14 protein-coding genes are annotated in these 16,910 nt (G+C 73.0%); 10 read left to right on the forward strand and 4 right to left on the reverse strand.

What is annotated here, in order from left to right; translation table 11 throughout:
- Positions 1–762 precede the first annotated feature (762 nt).
- The 3 genes from WMF29_RS21675 to WMF29_RS21685 all read left to right on the forward strand — a co-directional run bounded on the left by WMF29_RS21675 (position 763) and on the right by WMF29_RS21685 (position 7,437).
- The gene (locus WMF29_RS21675; RefSeq protein WP_437330647.1) at positions 763–999 is read left to right on the forward strand and encodes a hypothetical protein; all 237 of its coding nucleotides are present in this window, start codon (positions 763–765) and stop codon (positions 997–999) included.
- A 235-nt stretch (positions 1,000–1,234) separates the two neighbouring features.
- Positions 1,235–2,695 (forward strand): hypothetical protein, encoded by a 1,461-nt coding sequence (locus WMF29_RS21680; protein ID WP_437330648.1) that lies wholly within the window; start codon positions 1,235–1,237, stop codon positions 2,693–2,695.
- A 143-nt stretch (positions 2,696–2,838) separates the two neighbouring features.
- On the forward strand, positions 2,839–7,437 hold the full coding sequence (locus tag WMF29_RS21685) for a HEAT repeat domain-containing protein (RefSeq protein WP_437330649.1): 4,599 nt from the start codon (positions 2,839–2,841) through the stop codon (positions 7,435–7,437).
- A gap of 19 nt (positions 7,438–7,456) precedes the next feature.
- Here the strand turns inward: WMF29_RS21685 and WMF29_RS21690 are convergent, their stop codons facing one another.
- Complete coding sequence (locus WMF29_RS21690) at positions 7,457–7,882, reverse strand: hypothetical protein (RefSeq protein ID WP_437330650.1); 426 nt, start codon at positions 7,880–7,882, stop codon at positions 7,457–7,459.
- Between the two features lie 151 nt (positions 7,883–8,033).
- Here WMF29_RS21690 and WMF29_RS21695 point away from each other — a divergent pair, with 151 nt between their 5' ends.
- The 5 genes from WMF29_RS21695 (at position 8,034) to WMF29_RS21715 (ending at position 13,087) form a co-directional block, all read left to right on the forward strand.
- On the forward strand, positions 8,034–8,720 hold the full coding sequence (locus WMF29_RS21695; protein ID WP_437330651.1) for a DUF1349 domain-containing protein: 687 nt from the start codon (positions 8,034–8,036) through the stop codon (positions 8,718–8,720).
- A gap of 600 nt (positions 8,721–9,320) precedes the next feature.
- Positions 9,321–9,674, forward strand: a complete 354-nt coding sequence (locus WMF29_RS21700) for a hypothetical protein (RefSeq protein ID WP_437330652.1) — start codon at positions 9,321–9,323, stop codon at positions 9,672–9,674.
- 130 nt (positions 9,675–9,804) lie between these two features.
- On the forward strand, positions 9,805–11,097 hold the full coding sequence (locus WMF29_RS21705; protein ID WP_437330653.1) for a cytochrome P450: 1,293 nt from the start codon (positions 9,805–9,807) through the stop codon (positions 11,095–11,097).
- A 305-nt stretch (positions 11,098–11,402) separates the two neighbouring features.
- Positions 11,403–11,975 carry a hypothetical protein gene (locus WMF29_RS21710; RefSeq protein WP_437330654.1) on the forward strand — a complete coding sequence of 191 codons (573 nt, stop codon included), beginning with the start codon at positions 11,403–11,405 and terminating at the stop codon, positions 11,973–11,975.
- Positions 11,976–12,265: 290 nt separating this feature from the next.
- The gene (locus WMF29_RS21715; RefSeq protein ID WP_437330655.1) at positions 12,266–13,087 is read left to right on the forward strand and encodes a GNAT family N-acetyltransferase; all 822 of its coding nucleotides are present in this window, start codon (positions 12,266–12,268) and stop codon (positions 13,085–13,087) included.
- Positions 13,088–13,102: 15 nt separating this feature from the next.
- Here the strand turns inward: WMF29_RS21715 and WMF29_RS21720 are convergent, their stop codons facing one another.
- Positions 13,103–14,941: a M2 family metallopeptidase gene (locus WMF29_RS21720; RefSeq protein ID WP_437330656.1), complete on the reverse strand. Its 1,839-nt coding sequence runs from the start codon at positions 14,939–14,941 to the stop codon at positions 13,103–13,105.
- Between the two features lie 284 nt (positions 14,942–15,225).
- Between WMF29_RS21720 and WMF29_RS21725 the strand changes: the two genes are divergently transcribed.
- Positions 15,226–15,612, forward strand: a complete 387-nt coding sequence (locus WMF29_RS21725) for a VOC family protein (RefSeq protein ID WP_437330657.1) — start codon at positions 15,226–15,228, stop codon at positions 15,610–15,612.
- Here the strand turns inward: WMF29_RS21725 and WMF29_RS21730 are convergent.
- Both WMF29_RS21730 and WMF29_RS21735 read right to left on the reverse strand, forming a co-directional pair.
- Positions 15,591–16,028, reverse strand: a complete 438-nt coding sequence (locus WMF29_RS21730) for an HNH endonuclease (protein ID WP_437330658.1) — start codon at positions 16,026–16,028, stop codon at positions 15,591–15,593. The genes WMF29_RS21725 and WMF29_RS21730 overlap by 22 nt on opposite strands.
- Positions 16,029–16,035: 7 nt before the next feature.
- Complete coding sequence (locus WMF29_RS21735) at positions 16,036–16,323, reverse strand: hypothetical protein (RefSeq protein WP_437330659.1); 288 nt, start codon at positions 16,321–16,323, stop codon at positions 16,036–16,038.
- 141 nt (positions 16,324–16,464) lie between these two features.
- On the opposite strand from WMF29_RS21735, the gene WMF29_RS21740 reads away from it, so the two are divergent.
- Positions 16,465–16,863: a PEGA domain-containing protein gene (locus tag WMF29_RS21740; RefSeq protein ID WP_437330660.1), complete on the forward strand. Its 399-nt coding sequence runs from the start codon at positions 16,465–16,467 to the stop codon at positions 16,861–16,863.
- Positions 16,864–16,910 lie beyond the last annotated feature (47 nt).

The following is a 16,910-nucleotide window of genomic DNA, read 5'->3' on the forward strand; positions in this document are numbered from 1 at the left end:
GCCTCGATCGGCCCAGAGAGACACAAGCGCTTGCTTGCCGACTCTCCAGCTCCGTCGTTTCGGGGCCGGCTTTCTAACCGCCTGCCTCGAAGCTGTCAACCTTTTCTTTCGAGCAGGTCGACTTGTTACAACCACCAACAACCGAGCGGCCCAGGCCGGCAGCGCTTCCGCTGTTCGGCTCCCGCTCCGCCAGTTCGAGGGCGGGCTTTCTAACGACCCGCCTCGAACCTGTCAACCCTTTCTTTCGCGCTCTCTTTCGAGGAGTTTGAACGAGGAAGGTTGACTCGCTGATCGGGTTGCTCGCTCGTCGGACGCCGAACTCATCGTTCAGCATCGTCAGGCAAGCGGCCCAGAGCCGCAGCGCTTCCGCTGCTCAGCTGCTGGTCCGTCAGCTCGGGGCGGGCCTTTTAACGGCCTACCTCGAACCTGTCAACCCTTTGTTTCCACTGGATCGATCCGGTTCGCTTGCCGACCTGCCGTGGCCGGCCGGGCAAGCGATCCGAAGGCGCAGCGGTTTCGCTGCTCCAGATCTCGGCTTCCGCCTGCGTTTCCGCCGACGTGCGACGGTGAACTTATCTATGTTTCAGGAAGGTGTCAACGGGCCCGCGGCGCGGCCGGGCGGTCTCGTGCGCGCGGTATCGCCCGCGCCTCATGAGCCGGCCTCGTCACCTGGTGCGGCGCCGAAACGGTGCGGCGCCGAAACGTCCGAGGTACCGGCCGCCCGCCACGTCACGACAGGACCGCCCGGGGCGCGAGCACGTCGTGCCTGCTGTCGTGCCTGCTGGCGCGGCGCGCGGCGCGCCAGCCGCCGGACCCGGCGTGCGGGCCGAGCTGGCGCGCCACGACCTCGGCTCGCACGAGGACGTGACGCCGCAGGAGACCATCCCGGGCGAAAGCCCGCCGTGGGCGCTCACCGTGCGCGGGCCAGAGGCGCGTGAGCGCACCGTCGGCCGTCTGGAGCGCATACACCCGAGCGCAAAGGAGTACGCAAAGGACTAACGAGACCTTCAATGCAGCACGGCTGCGCGCACGTACCGCGCGCGTGCATCGTTTGCGCGACGCATCCTCCCCGACGCTGGCCTGACCTCTGCAGACACCGGCGACCCAGGTGGCACGGGGTAGGCGTCCGGGGGGAGCGGCCATGACAATGCGCATCGGTGCAATCGCGGTGGGCTCAGCGGTTCTCGCGCTGGGCTGTATGGACCTGGATCAACAAGAGCCGCCACGCGAAGGCGTGGCAGCTCTCCAGAGCGGCGCGCAGCCGGAGACGGCGCGCTTCATCGAGGGTGGAACGATACCGTACGTGCTCGGGTTCTCGCCGGAGACCGGGCAGATCCTCGGCGGCTCACACGAGCTCCTCATCCCGCTGACCGGGACGCGAGAGCCCATCGACGGCGCGAACCTGCCCACGAGCCTGCATCCGGAGCTCAGGGGGTCGTACGTGGCGCTGAACTCGAGCCTGCTGCAAGGCCAGTCCGGGGGCCCCTTCGCCTCGCAGTGGTGGCCGCAGAACAAGAACGGAATCGCCGACCGGTGGAACTCCGCGGTCAAGGACTACGGCGATCTGACGTCCGATCCAGACAACCTCTCGCCGGCCGAGAAGTACGATCTCCTGTTCTACGCGGGACAGGGCCGGTCCCTCGCTCCGCCCGCGGGCGCAATCGCGCTGGAGGGGGGCCGGGCCGAGGGGCTGCGCGCTCCCAGGGCGACGCAGGTGGCGGGGCCGACGACCTACTGGGAGCTCAAGAACCACGGCCTGTATCAAGGGGTGACCCCGGAGTACTGGTGGGGACACTGCAACGGCTGGGCGGCCTACGTCGTCGCCGAGGACGGCGGGCCGCCGCAGCACGACATCCGCGTGAAGCTCTCGGGCGGCAAGGTGACCACGTGCGCTTCGGTCGAGACGGGGTGCATCCTGTTCCGCACCGCCGACATCGAGGCGCTCATGACCGAGCTGTACCACAGCGACTCGGCCACGGTGTCCGGGCGGCGCTGCGAGACGCGGGAGGACCTCGTCCAGCGCGATCAGTACGGCAGGCCCGTCGATCCGGCGTGCCGCGACCTGAACCCCGGGACGATGCACATCGCCATGACGGGCCTGCTCGGGCTGGGCGCAAGCTCCATCAGCTCGCCGTCGAGCGCGCGGGCGCGGCGCGCGTTCGTCGTCGACTACACCTGGCACCGCGAGGTGTGGAGCTACCCGGTCACCTCGTTCGCCATCGACACGATGACGGAGGTGAGCGCGCAGGAGGCAGCGCGGCTCGTGTGTAACGGCGGGTTCCAGGGGGCGGATTGCTACAATTACCGGTTCAACCCGTACGCGAGGCGCTTCGTCCGCGTCAGCGGGCGCTACGGGATGGTCTCGGACGAGGTGAGCCCCGAGCAGCTCCTCCTGCCCCCCGCGCAGCGCAACATCCCGGTCCTGAACGTGGAGCTCCACTACGTGCTCGAGCTCGACGATCGGCTGGCGGTGCTCGGCGGCGAGTGGATCAAGAACCCCTCCCTGGTCAACGGCATCAACGGCAAGCAGCTGCACCCCGACTACCTCTGGCTCCCGGTGAGGGCGCAGGGCCCAGGGGAAGACGCCGACGATCTGGGCGGCTCCACGGACAACCCGTACATCGCGTACTCGCGCGCGAAGGCGCTGCTGAACCTGTCGCGCGCTGCCGTGACGGGGAGCAGGCCGTCGGAGTGACCCGGAGCGACCGCGCGCCGACGGCCTCGGTGACGAGGCGCTGGCCGTCGCGGTGACCGCGCGCCGACGGCCTCGGTGACGAGGCGCTGGCCGTCGCTTTGCCGGCGCCGCGCCGCCGCGCGCCGGTCTACGATGGCGCCGCCATGGTGCACCTGGACGAGACGTTCGCCGCGGCGCTCCGCCGCGCGGACGTGCGGTGGCTCGCCGAGCACGTCGAGCGCGTCGATGAAGCGCGCTGCAGCAAGGAGATGCTCCCCCGGCTCGTGAAGCACGAGGACGAGCGCGTGCGGTACCTCGGGCTCACGCGGATGGCCCAGGCCGCAGGGCGCGAGGGCAGCGCAGGGCGGCGAGAGCTCGCGGCGCTGCTCCCGCGCACGCTGGACAGGACGCCGGAGGTCGCGCTGCTCCTCGCCGGGCTTTACCGCGAGCTCTGGCCCTCCCTCCCGGATCAGCGCCTCCCGGCGTGGCGCGAGGCCTCGCTCCCAGCCGCCGTTCGCGTCGCGTGGCTCCGGACCGAGATCCTCACGCGGCCGGAGGCCGTCCGCGGCGAGCCCGCCGGCGAGCTCCTCTACCAGGCGCTCCACGCGCTCGATCCGGCCGAGATCCCCGCCCCCGAGACGCTCCTCCTCGAGCTCGCGGCGCGCCGCGAGCCGGTCCTCGCGGCCGCGGCGCTCGACCTCACGCGGCGCTGCCTGCACGCGGCGCTTCTCGCGCCGGAGCAGGCGCGCGCGGTGCTCGCCGCGCTGCTCGACGCGCCGGCGCCCGCGATCGTCGCCGCCGCCCTGCGCGAGCTCGCCGAGCCCTGGGCCGTCCTCGCCGGCGGGCCGCTCCAGGGCGCGCGCCTGAAGCAGCTCCTCGGCGGCGCCCCCGAGGTGGCCGCCGCCGCGCTGGAGACGGCGGCGCGCCACGGCGAGGGCGCCGCGCTCCGCGCGTTCGTCTCGCGCGAGGACGCGCCCCCGCGGCTCCGGCAGCGGGCGCTCACGCTCCTCGGCGAGCACGCGACCCGCGAGGACGTCGGCGCCATCCTGAACGTCGCGGCGGGCGATCCGCTGCTGCTCGGCCCGAGCGCGATCGCCTGCCTGCGCGCGCTGCACCGGCGCGGGCACTTCCCCGCCCCGGAGCACGCGGCGGCCCTGCTCGACCTCGCCCTCGCCGATCCCGCGATCGCCGCGGAGGACGTCGCGGCGATCGCCTTCACCTGCCGGCGCGCGCTCCTGTCGGCGCTCGCCGCGGCGCCGGGCAGCGACGCGAGCTGGCCGCGCCGCGCCGAGATCATCGTCGCCATGGCGCGGCAGGGCGCGGCGGATCTCCCGCTCGGCGACGCGCTCGCCGAGAAGCTCCGCGACGCGACCTCGCCCGCGCCCCTCCTGCGCGCGCTGGGCGCCCTGCGCCACGCGGCCGCCGAGGACGACGTGCTCGCCGCCCTGCCGCGCGCGCCCGCCGCGGCGCTGGAGGCGCTCGCCGCGATCGGCGGCCCGCGCACGGCGGACGCGCTCCGGGCCGCGCTCGGCCAGGGCGACGCGGCGATCGTCCCGCACCTCCGCGGCGAGCGCCATCGGGCCGTGGCGCTGCTCTGGCACCTGACGGAGGATCCGGCGGAGCGGCGCGCGCTCGTCGCCCGCCTGAACCCACGGGACCTGCCGGCAGAGATCGCCGCCGACCTCGGCGCGCCCGAGGCGGCGGAGCTCGCCGTCCTCCAGCGCGCGGTGAAGCGGTGCACGCCCGCGGACGCGCTCAGGGCGCTCGCGCGCGCGGGCGACGCGAGCGCCCTCCCGGCGATCGCCGATCTGCTGCTCCGGATCGCGGCGGACCTCGCCGCGGCGTGGATCCCCGGCGGGCCAGCCGAGCCGCCCGATCGCGACCTCGACACGGGCCCCGCGCGAGCCGCGGAGCCGGCGATCCCGGACGATGTCGCGGAGGCGATCCGCGGCCTCGGGCGGCGGCTCCACCAGCGCCGGAAGATCCGGCCTGTCTGCCTCCTCGGCGCCGCGAGCGAGCGCGCTGCCGGCGACGCGCTGCTCGCGAGCCTCGCCCTCGAGCTCCTCGACCGACCCGGCGTGTCCGCGGGCGAGCGCGCGCTCCTCGTCGACCTGCTGCGGTCGGCGCGCGGTCAGGCCGCGCGCTCGCGCGTCCCGCGCTTGCTCCGCCACCGCGATCCCCGCGTGCGCAAGCGCGTGATCGCGCTGCTCGCCGAGGACGGCGCCGAGGCGCTCTCGGCCAGCCTGACGCTCCTCACGGGCGCGGGCGACGTGCAGACGGCGCGGCAGGCGCTGCGCGCGCTCGGGGGCATGGGGGCGCGCTGGGCGTGCCCCGCCATCGCCGCGTGCCTGGATCACCCGAACATGAGCATCAAAAAGACGGCGGCCGAGGCGCTGGCGCGGGCGGGCGGGCCCGAGGCCGTGCCGAAGCTCGTCTTCTGGCTCGGCCGCCACGACAACCCGGGGCTGCGCGCGGCGCTCGAGGCCGCGCTGCGTTCGATCGTCGGGCCGGCCTGCGAGGCGACGATCCTCGCCGCCGCAGGGGCCGTGGAGGACGAGCGCGCCCGCGACCGGCTGCTCGACGCCCTGAGCGGCAAGCTGTCGGCGCAGGCGATCCGGGGCGGGCTCCGCCAGGGCTCGGCCGCGGCGGCGCGGCTGCTCGAGCGGGTGCTCGACGGCGAGATCGCCCTCGTCTCCGGGACCGCCGGCGAGCTCGCCGTGGAGCTCGAGGCGCACGGCCTCCCCGCCCGCGAGCGAGGGCGCCCGGGCGCGGCGCCTCCCCCGGACGACGCGGACACGCTCGCTGCCGCGCTCGCCCGCGATGGCTGGGACGACGCGACGGCGCGGCGCCTGCTCGAGCGGCAGGCGGCGCTGACGCAGCGGTGGCTCGCCGCCCTGCGGACGCTCACGCCGGAGTGGCTCCGCCTGGCAGCGGGCGAGCCGGCGCTGCGCGACGCGGCGCTCCGGCTGATCGCCCGCGTGTCCACCGCCCCGTGGTCGCCCGCCGAGGCGCGCCTGTACGCCCGGCACGCCGCGGTGCTGCTCGATGGGCTCGAGGCGGCGGCGGCCGATCTGCGCGACGGGCTGCTCCCGCTGCTCGAGGAGGCGGCGCCCGAGCTCCCGCGCGCCGAGGCGCTCGGCGTCGCGGCGCGCGTGCGCGGGCTCGCGCCGGCGCCGGGGGCGCGCCGTTCGCCGCTCGCGCTGCTGCGGCGGTGCGGGGCGATCCTCGGGCGCGCCGACGTCGATCAGGCGCTCGCGATGGCGCGCGCCGCCGCCGATCCGTGGACGGCCGAGCCGGCGATCCTGCGAGAGGCGTTCGGGGCGGCGGCCGAGGCGGGCGATGGCGAGGATCCCGAGGGCGCGGCCGCGTGGCGGGCTGCGCTCCGGGCCGCGGCGCTGGAGCCGGCGGCGCTCGCGGCGCTCCGGGCGGCGCCGCGCGGCGGCCTCGGCTCGCGCGCGCAGCTCGCCGCGCTCATCGAGGTGTTCCCGGCCGCGGCCCAGGCGGCGCGGCCGGCGCTGCTCGACTGGATGGAGGCGCTCCAGCCGATCGGCGCGCCGCCCTGGACCCTCGCCGAGCAGGCGGCCGCGCCGCGCGGCGACGCGCGGGTGCCCCGGCCGTCCGATCTCGACCAGCCGCGCTCGGCCGCGCTCCGCGAGCGCCTCCTGTCGATGCTGGCCGCGCCCGCGCCCGAGCTCCGGAGCAAGGCCGCCGTCGCGCTCCTCTCGTGGCCGGAGCCCGACGCCCGCGCCGCCGCGCTGCAGGCCTACCTGCGCGGCGACATGGATGGCGTGGACCGCCCGGGGCTGCCCTCCCTGGCGCCCTCGCTGCTCGATCTCTCCGAGGGAGAGCTCCGGGGCGACCCGGCCGACGAGGCGCGCCGGGAGCGCGCGGCGCGCCTCGCGGACCTGCTGATGCCGCCGGAAGCGGAGCGCCTGTTCCCGCAGCTGCTGTCGTGGTGGGAGTCGGGCGCGCCGGCGACGCGCGCGGCGGCGGCCCAGGCGATCCGCCGCGTCGCGCCCGACGCGCGGGCGGCGCGCCTGCTCGATCGCCTGCGGCAGGGCGCGTGGGGCTACCTCGATCTGATCGCGGGCGAGCGGCTGCTCCGGACGCCGGAGCTCGAGGCCGTGGCGGAGCGCCTCCGCGCCGAGGGGCGCGCCGATCTGGCCGGGCGGCTCTCCCTCGACGACGGCCCGCTCCGGCCGCCCGGAGGGGGACGCGCGGCCGAGGACGCGCGGGCGCTGGAGGCGCTGCGCGCGCGCCCCGAGCCGCACGCGTCCGAGGCGAGCGACCGGGGTCCGTCGCGGCACGAGCTCGTGCGGCTCGCGCGCGCAGGGGACGCGGAGCAGGCCCGCCGGGCGCTCTCGGCGCTGGCCGGGGCGCCCGACGCGGAGCTCGCGGCGCTGCTCGTGGAGCTGCTCGGCGATCGGCGCCCCCGGGTGCGGCTCCACGCGCACCGGCTGCTCCGCGACGCGGTGGATCGCGCCGCCTACCTGCGCGCGACGTGCGCGCTCCTCTCGGATCCGCTGCCGGACGTGGTCCGCTCGGCGATCCGGATCCTCTGTTTTGCGCCGTGGCCGCCCGCGCTCCCCGCGATCGTGGGCCTGCTCCTGCACCCGCACGCGGTCGTCCGCCGCGCGGCCGCGGAGGGACTCGGGCACGTGGGCGCCCCGGCGATCCCCGCGCTCAAGGACGCGCTGGGCCGCGCGCGGCCGGACCGGCGCGAGGTCTATGCAGAGGTGATGAGGCGGATCGAGGGGCGGTGATCGAGCCGGCCGCCGCTCCTCAGTTCACGCGCGGCCCCGGCGCATCCCCGGGCGTCCCTCCCGGCCCGAGCTCCCCTGCCCCGGGCGCGGCCGGCGGCGACACCACGCCGCGGTCGGGCTCACCGAGGACACACGCCTCCTTCCCCTCGACGACCCTGCAGCGGTAGTCGGCCGGACACTTCCCTCCGCACGGCTGGCGCACACACAGCCCCGTGGTTGCGTCGCACGCCGTCCCGGTTGGACACGCCGCGTAACACGTGTCGTACACCGCGCGGTTTGCGACGGTCGACCCGGCCGCACCGGCGAGGGCGACCGCGGCGTCCGCGTACCCGGTGCCGGTGACCCCGGCGCCAGAGGTCTCGTTTCGATGACCATCGCGACCGGGCGACGTCTGAACCGCCGTCGCACCGAGCAGGAACTCGGGCGGTCCGTGCCTCGGTTTCAAACATCCCGTCAGGATTCCAACCAAGCAGCAGGAGACCAGAAAGACGGTAATTCGCATGGAACCGAGATCCTCCATACACACCGAAACGATTCCACGACAATACAGGAGCACACTCCGGTACCATCGACGCGATGCAGGGGAGGGATACGAGGTGAGCGAACCTGTGCACCTAACGCCGTGGCCCACACCACTCCGCTGGGAGGTACCGCCCAGGAGCTGGAGCGCCGGGAAAGCGTCGAGCCTGACCGTCACAGCGGGCGGCAAGACCGACCTGTTCCTCGATCCGGAGCGCACCCGGGGCGCCCTGAACGCGCCGCGCCTGCTCGGGACGCCGCACGGGGATTTCCTTGCCAGCGCGCGGGTGACCGTGGGCTTCTCGGCGGTGCGCGACGCCGGCGTGCTGCTCCTCTGGGCGCACGAGCGCTCGTGGGCGAAGCTCTGCTTCGAGCTCTCGCCGGAGGGCACCCCGACGGTCGTCTCCGTGGTGACCCGCGGCCTGTCGGACGACCGCCGATCCTTCGAGGTCGACGCGGATCACGTCTGGCTGCGCGTCTCGCGGCTCGGGCGGGTGTGCGCGTTCCACGCCTCCACCGACGGGACGACATGGCACCTCGTCCGCAGCTTCTCGCTGGGCAGCACGGCGGAGCTCGCCGTCGGCTTCTCGGCCCAGTCGCCGGCAGGCGACGGCTGCACCGCGGCCTTCGACGACATCCGCTTCGCGCCGCGCCGGCTCGGCGACCTCCGCAGCGGAGACGCCGCGTACGGCGATGCGCTGGCGCGCGCGGGCCAGATGCCGCCGCTCACCGGGCTCGCCTTGCCGCTCCCGCACGTGCTGTGAAGCGCGGGCCGCGCGATGGCGCGCGGCCTCTTCCGGCGCGCTCCCCCGCGGCGCCCGTGCTCGCGCACGATCCGGCGTGACGGCCGGCGTCAGGGACAGGCGAAGGCGCTCCCGGGTGTCCCTGGCACGTCGCGTCTTGTCCCTGGCACGCCGGACCTCGTCCCTGGCCCGCCATACCTCGGCCCCGGGCCCGCCATGCCTCGGCCCTGACGGCGGTCTCCGTGTCGCCGGCGCCGACGCCGCAGGTCGCCAGGCCTCCGGTCGTTGTCCCTGGCCAAGATCTCCCTCTCCATATCGCTCGACTCCGTGTCCCTGGCGGCGTTCTCCAGGTCCTGTCGCCAGGCTCCGTGTCCCTGGCGACCTTATCCTTCGTCGATGTCGCTCGTTTCCCTGTCTCTCGGGATGTTCTCCGTGCCCCTGTCGCACGATTTTGCCCCGAGAGCGGAGATGTCTCGATATCTGAAGCGAGGCCAGTGACGCTGTAGCGTCGGGTGACAGACGCCCCGAGCATAGCTCTTGCTCGTGATCCCGACGAGGCTCGCGAACGGTGACCACCGGGGCGCCACCGCGACGAGTCTTCGTCGTAGAAAGAGGGGGAGTATGAGCAATCGTCGCAATCTCCAGAGCTGGCTCGGCATGGCGCTCGTGACAGGGCTCGTCTGCGTCACCGGCTCGGCGTGCATGGGTTCCGTGGATCCGCCGGGCGACAGCGAAGAAGCCGGCGAGACCGAGCAAGCGATCGTGAACGGCTTCATGGCAGGGACCAGGCTCGATTGCACGATGTCGGGCCCCACCCCGACGGGGAGGCGGTGGGCATATCTGATCGTCGGCAATGACCAGTCCACCTGTTACCGGACTCCGAACATCCATCGCTTCGACCTGGCGCCGGAGACCGCCATCCACTGTCACAACCTCGGCAGGAGCATCGGATGTGATTACATCCAGGACCTCTGATCCCGATCCCATCAGGCGGTCGCGCGCGGCGGGAGAGCCCGGCCGAGCGTGACCGCCGGGTCGAGATCGAGGCGGCGCCGTGCTCGCGGGCTGTTTCCCTCGCTCGCCGGACCCGGTACGCTCGGGATCGATGCTTGACGAGAACACCCCTCACGGGACGCCGGTCAGCGAGAGCGCGCGCCGGGTCGGCGCGCTGTTCCAGCCCTTCTCGCCGGGTTATGCAGACGACCCCGCGCGCGCGTTCTATCAGGCGGCCCACGGGGAGGCGCCGGTCGCTTACAGCGAGGCGTTCTCCGCCTACCTCGTCACGGGCCACGCCGAGCTCACGCAGGTGCTCCGCGAGCCGGTCCTGTTCTCTTCTGCGCACATCCTCGACCTGCCGCCGGATCTGCCGCCGGAGGTGGTCGCCGAGCTCAAGCAGGGCGTCTACGAGATGCCGCCGGCGCTCTTCAACAACGACCCTCCCGGGCACACGCGCGCGCGGGCCCTCTTCTCCAAGGGGTTCACGTCGGCGAGGGTCGCCTCCCTCGAGCCGGCGATCGCTCAGGCCGCAAACGAGCTGGTGCGCGCGATGGACCTCGGCGGCGGGCCGGTGGATCTGATGCAGGCGCTCGCCTTCCCGCTCCCCTTGCAGATGAGCGCCGCCCTCGTCGGGATACCGCTCGAGGACGCGCCCCTGCTCAGGGCCTGCCAGGACGAGCGGTTCACGCTCTACGATCCGGCGGCCGACACGGCGCGAAAGGTGGAGGCGGCGCGGCGGTTCGTCTCCTACGAGCGCTACCTGGCCGCTCTCATCGAGCGGCGCCGCGCCGAGCCCGCCGACGACCTCATCACGGCCCTGATCGGCGCCCGCGTCGACGGCGAGGCGCCGCTGTCGGTCGACGAGATGATCTCCCATATCATCGTCCTGTTCTTCGCCGGCTACGAGACCGTCGCGAGCCTGATCGGCTCGCTCGTGCTCCGCCTGCTCGAGGCGCCCGCGCTCTGGGACGCCATCGGCGGCGACGCGGCGCTGCTCCAGGCGGCGATCGAGGAGACGCTCCGGATCGACGCGCCCGTGCAGATGGAGCCGCGGCGCGCGACGGCGCCCGCGGTCGTCGGCGGCGTCGAGATCCCGGCGGGCGCCACGGCGTTCGCCTTCTTCGGGGCCGCCAACCACGACCCCGCGGTCTTCCCGAGCCCGGAGCGGTTCGACGTGACCCGCCCCGTCGCCACCCCGCGCGGGCGGCACCTCGGCTTCGGCTGGGGGGTCCACACGTGCATCGGCGCTCCCCTCGCGCGCATCGAGGTGAGGTGCGCCGTGCAGGCGCTGCGCGCGGCGTTCCCCGGCCTGCGCCTCGCCGCCGCGGCGCGGCCGAGCTACGCGCCCAGCCTGTTCTTCCGCAAGCCCACGGCCGTGCCGGTGACGCTCGGCGCGGCGTGACCGCGTCCCGGGGATCAGGAGAGCACCCTGCCCCTGCCCCGGTCCGCGCCGGTCGAGATCAGTCGATATCAGCCGGCGCCAGTGGACGTCAGCCGACGTCGGTCGACGTGGAGGCTCGCCGCCATGGCGCGCTCATGACCCAGCAGTTTCAAGCAGTTGGCGACAGATCGCGGCAGCAAAAAAACATGCTGAGCGTGTCGATCTCGGGTCCGCCCGTTCGTCGTGACGGTAGAACCAGGGCGCATCCGGTCAGTGCCGTCCGGACCACCCGCTTCGAACCAGCTCGACCCAGGAGGAGACACGACATGCGATCCATGATCACCGCGGACCCGGCCACCAACGACGCGAGGACGACGCAGGGGCAGCCGGATCACGCGCCGCCTTCCGATCGCCGGACGAGGACACGCAGCGCGGTCGTGAGGCGCGTCTCGATGGCAGCGTCCCTGTTCGTCGCCGCGTGCGGTGGCGGGGAGGACTCCGGCGATCCGGAGCCGACCGCGTGGAAGGACATGAGCTTCGAGCAGCGCGTCACGTACATGAACAGCGACGTCCTGCCGCGGATGAAGGAGGTGTTCGTGGCGTACGACCCGGCGTTCGAGACCATGGACTGCACGACGTGCCATGGCGCCGACGGGGCCACGCGCGCCTACGCCATGCCGAGCCCGGAGATCGCCGTGCTACCCGACACCGAGGAGGGGTTCCTCGAGTACGTGCAAGACCCGGAGCACCCCGAGCGCGCGGAGTGGAGCACCTTCATGTTCGAGAAGGTCGTGCCCGAGATGGCCAGCCTGCTCCAGCGCGTCCAGTACGACCCCACGACCGGCAATGGCGACTTCTCGTGCAACAACTGCCACACGCTGGGGTCGGTCAAGCCGTGAGGCCGTCCGAGGCAGGGACGAGCGGCGCGGACCTCGGCCCCCTCGCGCCCGTCGGCGCGACCCCGCTCTCCGGTCCGCGTCCTCTGGGATTGGCGCCTTCGCGCTGATTTCGTCGCATCCAGCGCCCTGATCCGTCAATCCAATCTCGATCGGGTCATCCTGCCCGGCCAGAGCGCCCTGCCGCTGCCGGGCCGAAAACCACAGCAGCGCCGCGGGCCCGCATGCTCGACGGCGAAAGCCCGACCGCCGGGCGCCCGGCCCTGTATATCTCGGTCCAGAGGAGGTCTCCCATGTCCGACCCGAACGACATCGCAGCGTGCAACGCGCAGTTCCTGGCCGCCTGGATCCACTTCAGCCGCTGCCTCCCCGGCCACCGGATCGAGCAGACGGACGGCGTCTCCGTCATCCTCTCGGGCACGGGCATGGCTCTGCTCAACATCGCCACGCTCTCCTCGCCGGCCGGCAATCGCACGGATCTGGAGCGCCGCGTGCGCATCGGCGCCGAGCTCGCCCGGACCGGCGGCGTTCCCTGGTTCTTCGCGCTGTCCGACAGCTGGGCGCCCGGCGGTGACGCGGACGCGAGCGCCGAGCTCCTGGCCGGGCTCGGCTTCCAGCCTGCGGTGTCGATCATGGGCATGGTGGCCGAGGCGCTCCCCACCCCGCGGCGGGAGATCGCCGGCCTGGAGCTCAGGCGCGTGGACGACGCCGAGACGCGCGCCGCCGTCGCCGATCTCAACTCCACCGCCTACAGCCTCCCGCTCCCCATCGGGCGCGCCGCCCTGGCCCACGAGGCGCTGTGGGACGACCGGGCGTTCGGGCGGGTCGGCTACGTGGGCGACCAGCCGGTCTGCTGCGCGGCGACGTTCATGGTGGAGGGGATCCGGTACGTGGGCTTCGTCGCCACCGCAGCCGAGCACCGGCGCAAAGGCTACGCCGAGGCGGTGATGCGCTGCTGTCTCGACGACGCGCTGAGCGCCACCGGCGCCCAGCGGACCGTCCTCCACGCGACGGACCTCGGGCGACCCGTGTACGAAGCGATGGGCTACCACGCGGTCACGCGCTTCGCCTTCTACACGCCGCCGCCGGACTACCTGCCGCCGCCGCAGGCCTGATCCCGCGCGCCCCGCCTACCACCCGCACGTCTTGCCGCGGTTCTGCTGGTCGAGCCAGTCCTTGAGCGGCCCGAAGTAGTCGAGCATCGCCCCCGCATCCATCCGCCGCGATCCCGTCACCACCTCGAGCGCGTCCGGCCACGGGCGGCTCCGCCCCATCTCCAGCATCCGCCGGAGGCGCTCGCCGGCCTTCTCGCTGCCGTAGATCGTGCAGCGGTGGAGCGGCCCCTTGTACCCCGCTGCCTCGCAGAGCGCGCGGTGGAACTGGAACTGGAGGATATGGGCGAAGAAGTACCGGATGTACGGGACGCTCGCCGCCACATGGTACTTCGCGCCAGGATCGAAGTCCGACTCGGAGCGGGGCACCGGCGGCGCGACCCCCTGGTACCTCTTCCGGAGCTCCCAATAGGCCTCGTTGTATCCCGCCGGCTGGATGTCCCCCGCGAACACCCCCCACCGCCACCGGTCGACCGCGACGGCGAACGGCAGGAAGGCGATCTTGCCGAGGGCCTCGCGGAGGAGGAGCGAGAGGTCGCTGGAGGCGGGGGGCAGCTGGTCCACGAGCCCGATCCGCTGGAGGTACTCCGGGCTGACCGAGAGCCCGATCGTGTCGCCGATGGCCTCGTGAAACGCGGGGTTCGGGCTGTCCCGGTACAGGAGCGGCAGGTGATTGTACGCCCGCTGGTAGAAGTTGTGGCCGAGCTCGTGGTGGATCGTCTGGAAGTCGCCGGCCGTGATCTCGATGCACATCTTGATGCGCAGATCCTCCTCGTCGTCGATGTTCCACGCGCTCGCGTGGCAGACGACGTCGCGATCCGCCGGCTTGACGAAGAGCGACCGCTCCCAGAAGGTGGCCGGGAGCGGCTCGAAGCCGAGCGAGACGAAGAAGCGCTCGCCCGTCTTCACCATCTCGATCGGCGTGTACCCCTTCGCCTGCAGCGCCGCGTCGAGATCGTAGATCGGCGCGGCGCCCTCGGGCTCCATGAGATCGTAGACGTTGCTCCAGTCCTGCGCCCACATGTTGCCGAGCAGATCCGCTCGTATCGGGCCCGCGCCGGGGACGACGTCCTCGCCGTACTTCGCGGCGAGCCGGCCCCGCGCGTAGCAGTGGAGCGCGTCGTAGAGCGGCTTGACCTGCCCCCAGAGGCGATCGACCTCCCGCGACAGCACGCCGGGCCGCATCTCGAATTTCGAGCGCCACGCGTCGCCTGTGTCCTTGAACCCGAGCTCGCGGGCGCCCTCGTTCGCCAGCTGGACGAGCCGCGTGAAATCGCCGCGCATGGGGACAGAGACCGTGTGCCAGCCGACCCACGCCCGCTTCAGCTCCTCGGGGTCGCGGCTCGTCGCGAGGATCCTGCTCAGCTGCTCGAGATCGAGGCACTGGCCGCTCGCGGGGCAGTACTTGCCCGCTCCGTACATCGCCTCCAGCCTCGACGCGATGGTCGCGACCTCCTTCGTCTTCGCGGGATCGGCGGGTGCGTAGAGCGTGAGGGACGTTCGCAGGAGCTCGAGCCGGCGGCGGACGTCATAGGGCAGATCGAGGGCGAGGTAGCGAGCGGCCCGCTTCGCGTAATCGGCCTGCACCCCGAGCAGCTTCGCGCTCGCCGCGGCCGACAGGATCTCGGTGTCGACGGTGATGTACGTCGCGGCCACCCACGCCGCGCGGTTGTTGTAGGTGCTGAGCTCGTGCAGCTCCGCCTCGGCCGCATCGATGAACCGCGCGGCCTCCTCCACCGCCGGGTCGGCGGGCTTCGGCGCCACGGGCTGCGTGGGCGGGGCGGGATCGGAGCAGGCCGCCGTGAGCGCGAGCATGCTGCAGGGCAAGGCGACGACGAACATCGGAATGCGCACCATTTCTCGCCGCTCCTCGATCGCGGACAGCTCCGGCGTAAAACCGTCCCTCCACCCCGGACGCGCAGAGGGCGCGGGGTGCGCTTCGGCGCCGCGATCCTGGTGGGGCTCCTAAGGCCGCTCGCCGGCTCCAGCAATCCTCTCGGGCGCGCCGCGGCGAGGGCCGAGAGTCGGCAAAGTCCGCTCGATCCGGCTCATCGCGCCAGGCCTGGAGGTGGCTCCTCGCCGCGAGATCGCTCAAGATCCACCGGAGATGGGCAACCGCCCACGGAAGGGAGGAAGCGAGCATGGCCGTCCAGCTCAATCACACCATCGTCCCGGCGCGGGACAAGACGACATCCGCCGCCTTTTTGGCCGAGATCCTGGGCCTCTCGGCGCCGGTGCCGTTCGGGCACTTCTTGACGGTGCGCCTCGACAACGACGTCACGCTCGACTTCATGGACACCCCTGGCGAGATCCGCTCCCAGCACCTCGCCTTCCTGGTCAGCGAGGCCGAGTTCGACGAGATCTTCGGTCGAATCCGCGAACGCCAGATCCCCTACTGGGCAGATCCCAGAGCGCAGCACCCCGGGGAGATCAACCACCATGACGGCGGGCGCGGGGTCTACTTCCCCGATCCAGCCGGGCACTTCCTCGAGATCATCACGCGCCCTTACGGCAGCGGCGGCGGATGACCGAGCGATCGCTCGGTCGGGGGAAAGAGCCCCTCCTCGATCAGGGAAGCTCGCAAGGTGACCGCGTCAGGGTGGTTGATGGCGAGCACGGCGAGGGTGGCGCGCCCGACCGGAGAGAGGCCCACGAGGAGCGGCCCATCCCAGCGGAAGTGCTTGTTCCACCTGTCCTTGCGCGGGTGATAAAGCCTGACGATCCGGCCCGACGCCGGATCGATCCCGGCGATGTTGGGGCCCTTGTGGCTGTTGCAGTAGAAGCACGCCAGCCCGAGGTTCTCCAGAACGGTCGGGCCGCCGTGCTTCTGCGCCACGATATGATCGATCTCGAACGGGATCGACGAGACCGATTGTGGGAGCTGGCAATATTCGCAGACGGCGTGTGCGCGTCGGGTGACGGACGCGACGAGCGCGGCGTCCATCCCGGGTCTACGCGGCGAGCCCGGCCCGCTTCAGCGATCGCCGCGCCTTCGAGTGCATGAGGTCGACGAGCCGCCCGATGCGGCAGTATCCATCGAGCTCGGCCTGCTCTTCCGCGGTGAGGTCGCCGAGCTGCGCCTTCTGGGCGAGCTCGTGCATCCGCGCGCGATCCTGCTCGTCGAAGGCGAGCTGCAGGATCGATCGGGCAGCTTCCGGGGAGAGATCATCTCGCTCGGGGCGGATGATGCGGCTGAGGATGGCGGTCTCCTTCCCGGCGCCGGCTCGCGGTGGCTGCATGGAGGGACGGTAGCACACCGCCGTCTCCGGGGGATCCCCCGGGTTGCGCGGCGCCTGGCCGCGGGCTGCCGCCGCGCGAGGTCGCGCGAGGCGTCGCCCTCACCATTTCCTCCCGCGCGTTTCCTGTCTAGCTTCGGGTCCATGCTTCGCACCTCCACCTTCCTCGTCACCCTCACCATCGCCGGCTGCGGCGGCGCCCCGAAGCCGCCGCAGGAGCCCCCGCAACCCGCGCCGATCGCGGCCGAGCCCGAGCCGGAGCCCGAGCCGCCGCTCGACGACGCGCCGATGCTCGACGTGATCGCCGCGCAGCCGACCGAGATCCTGCTGGACGGCAAGCCCATCGGGACGACGCCGATCTCGGGGCGCAAGGTCGCGCCCGGGTCGCACGAGGTGACGTTCGTGGACCCGGAGCGCGGCAACCGGACCATGATGGTGACGCTCGAGCCCGGCGACGCGAAGACGGTCCAGTCGGACCCGCCACCTTCCCTCGTGGAGGCGAGCGGCGGCGCGACGGGCGACAAGCAGGGCGAGAAAAAGTAGCGTCAGGCATCCCGCGGGGAGCGGAGGCGTGCAAAGCTGCGCCGGCT

Origin of the sequence: Sorangium sp. So ce381, from assembly GCF_051473845.1 — a bacterium.
Classification (GTDB): domain Bacteria; phylum Myxococcota_A; class Polyangia; order Polyangiales; family Polyangiaceae; genus Sorangium; species Sorangium atrum.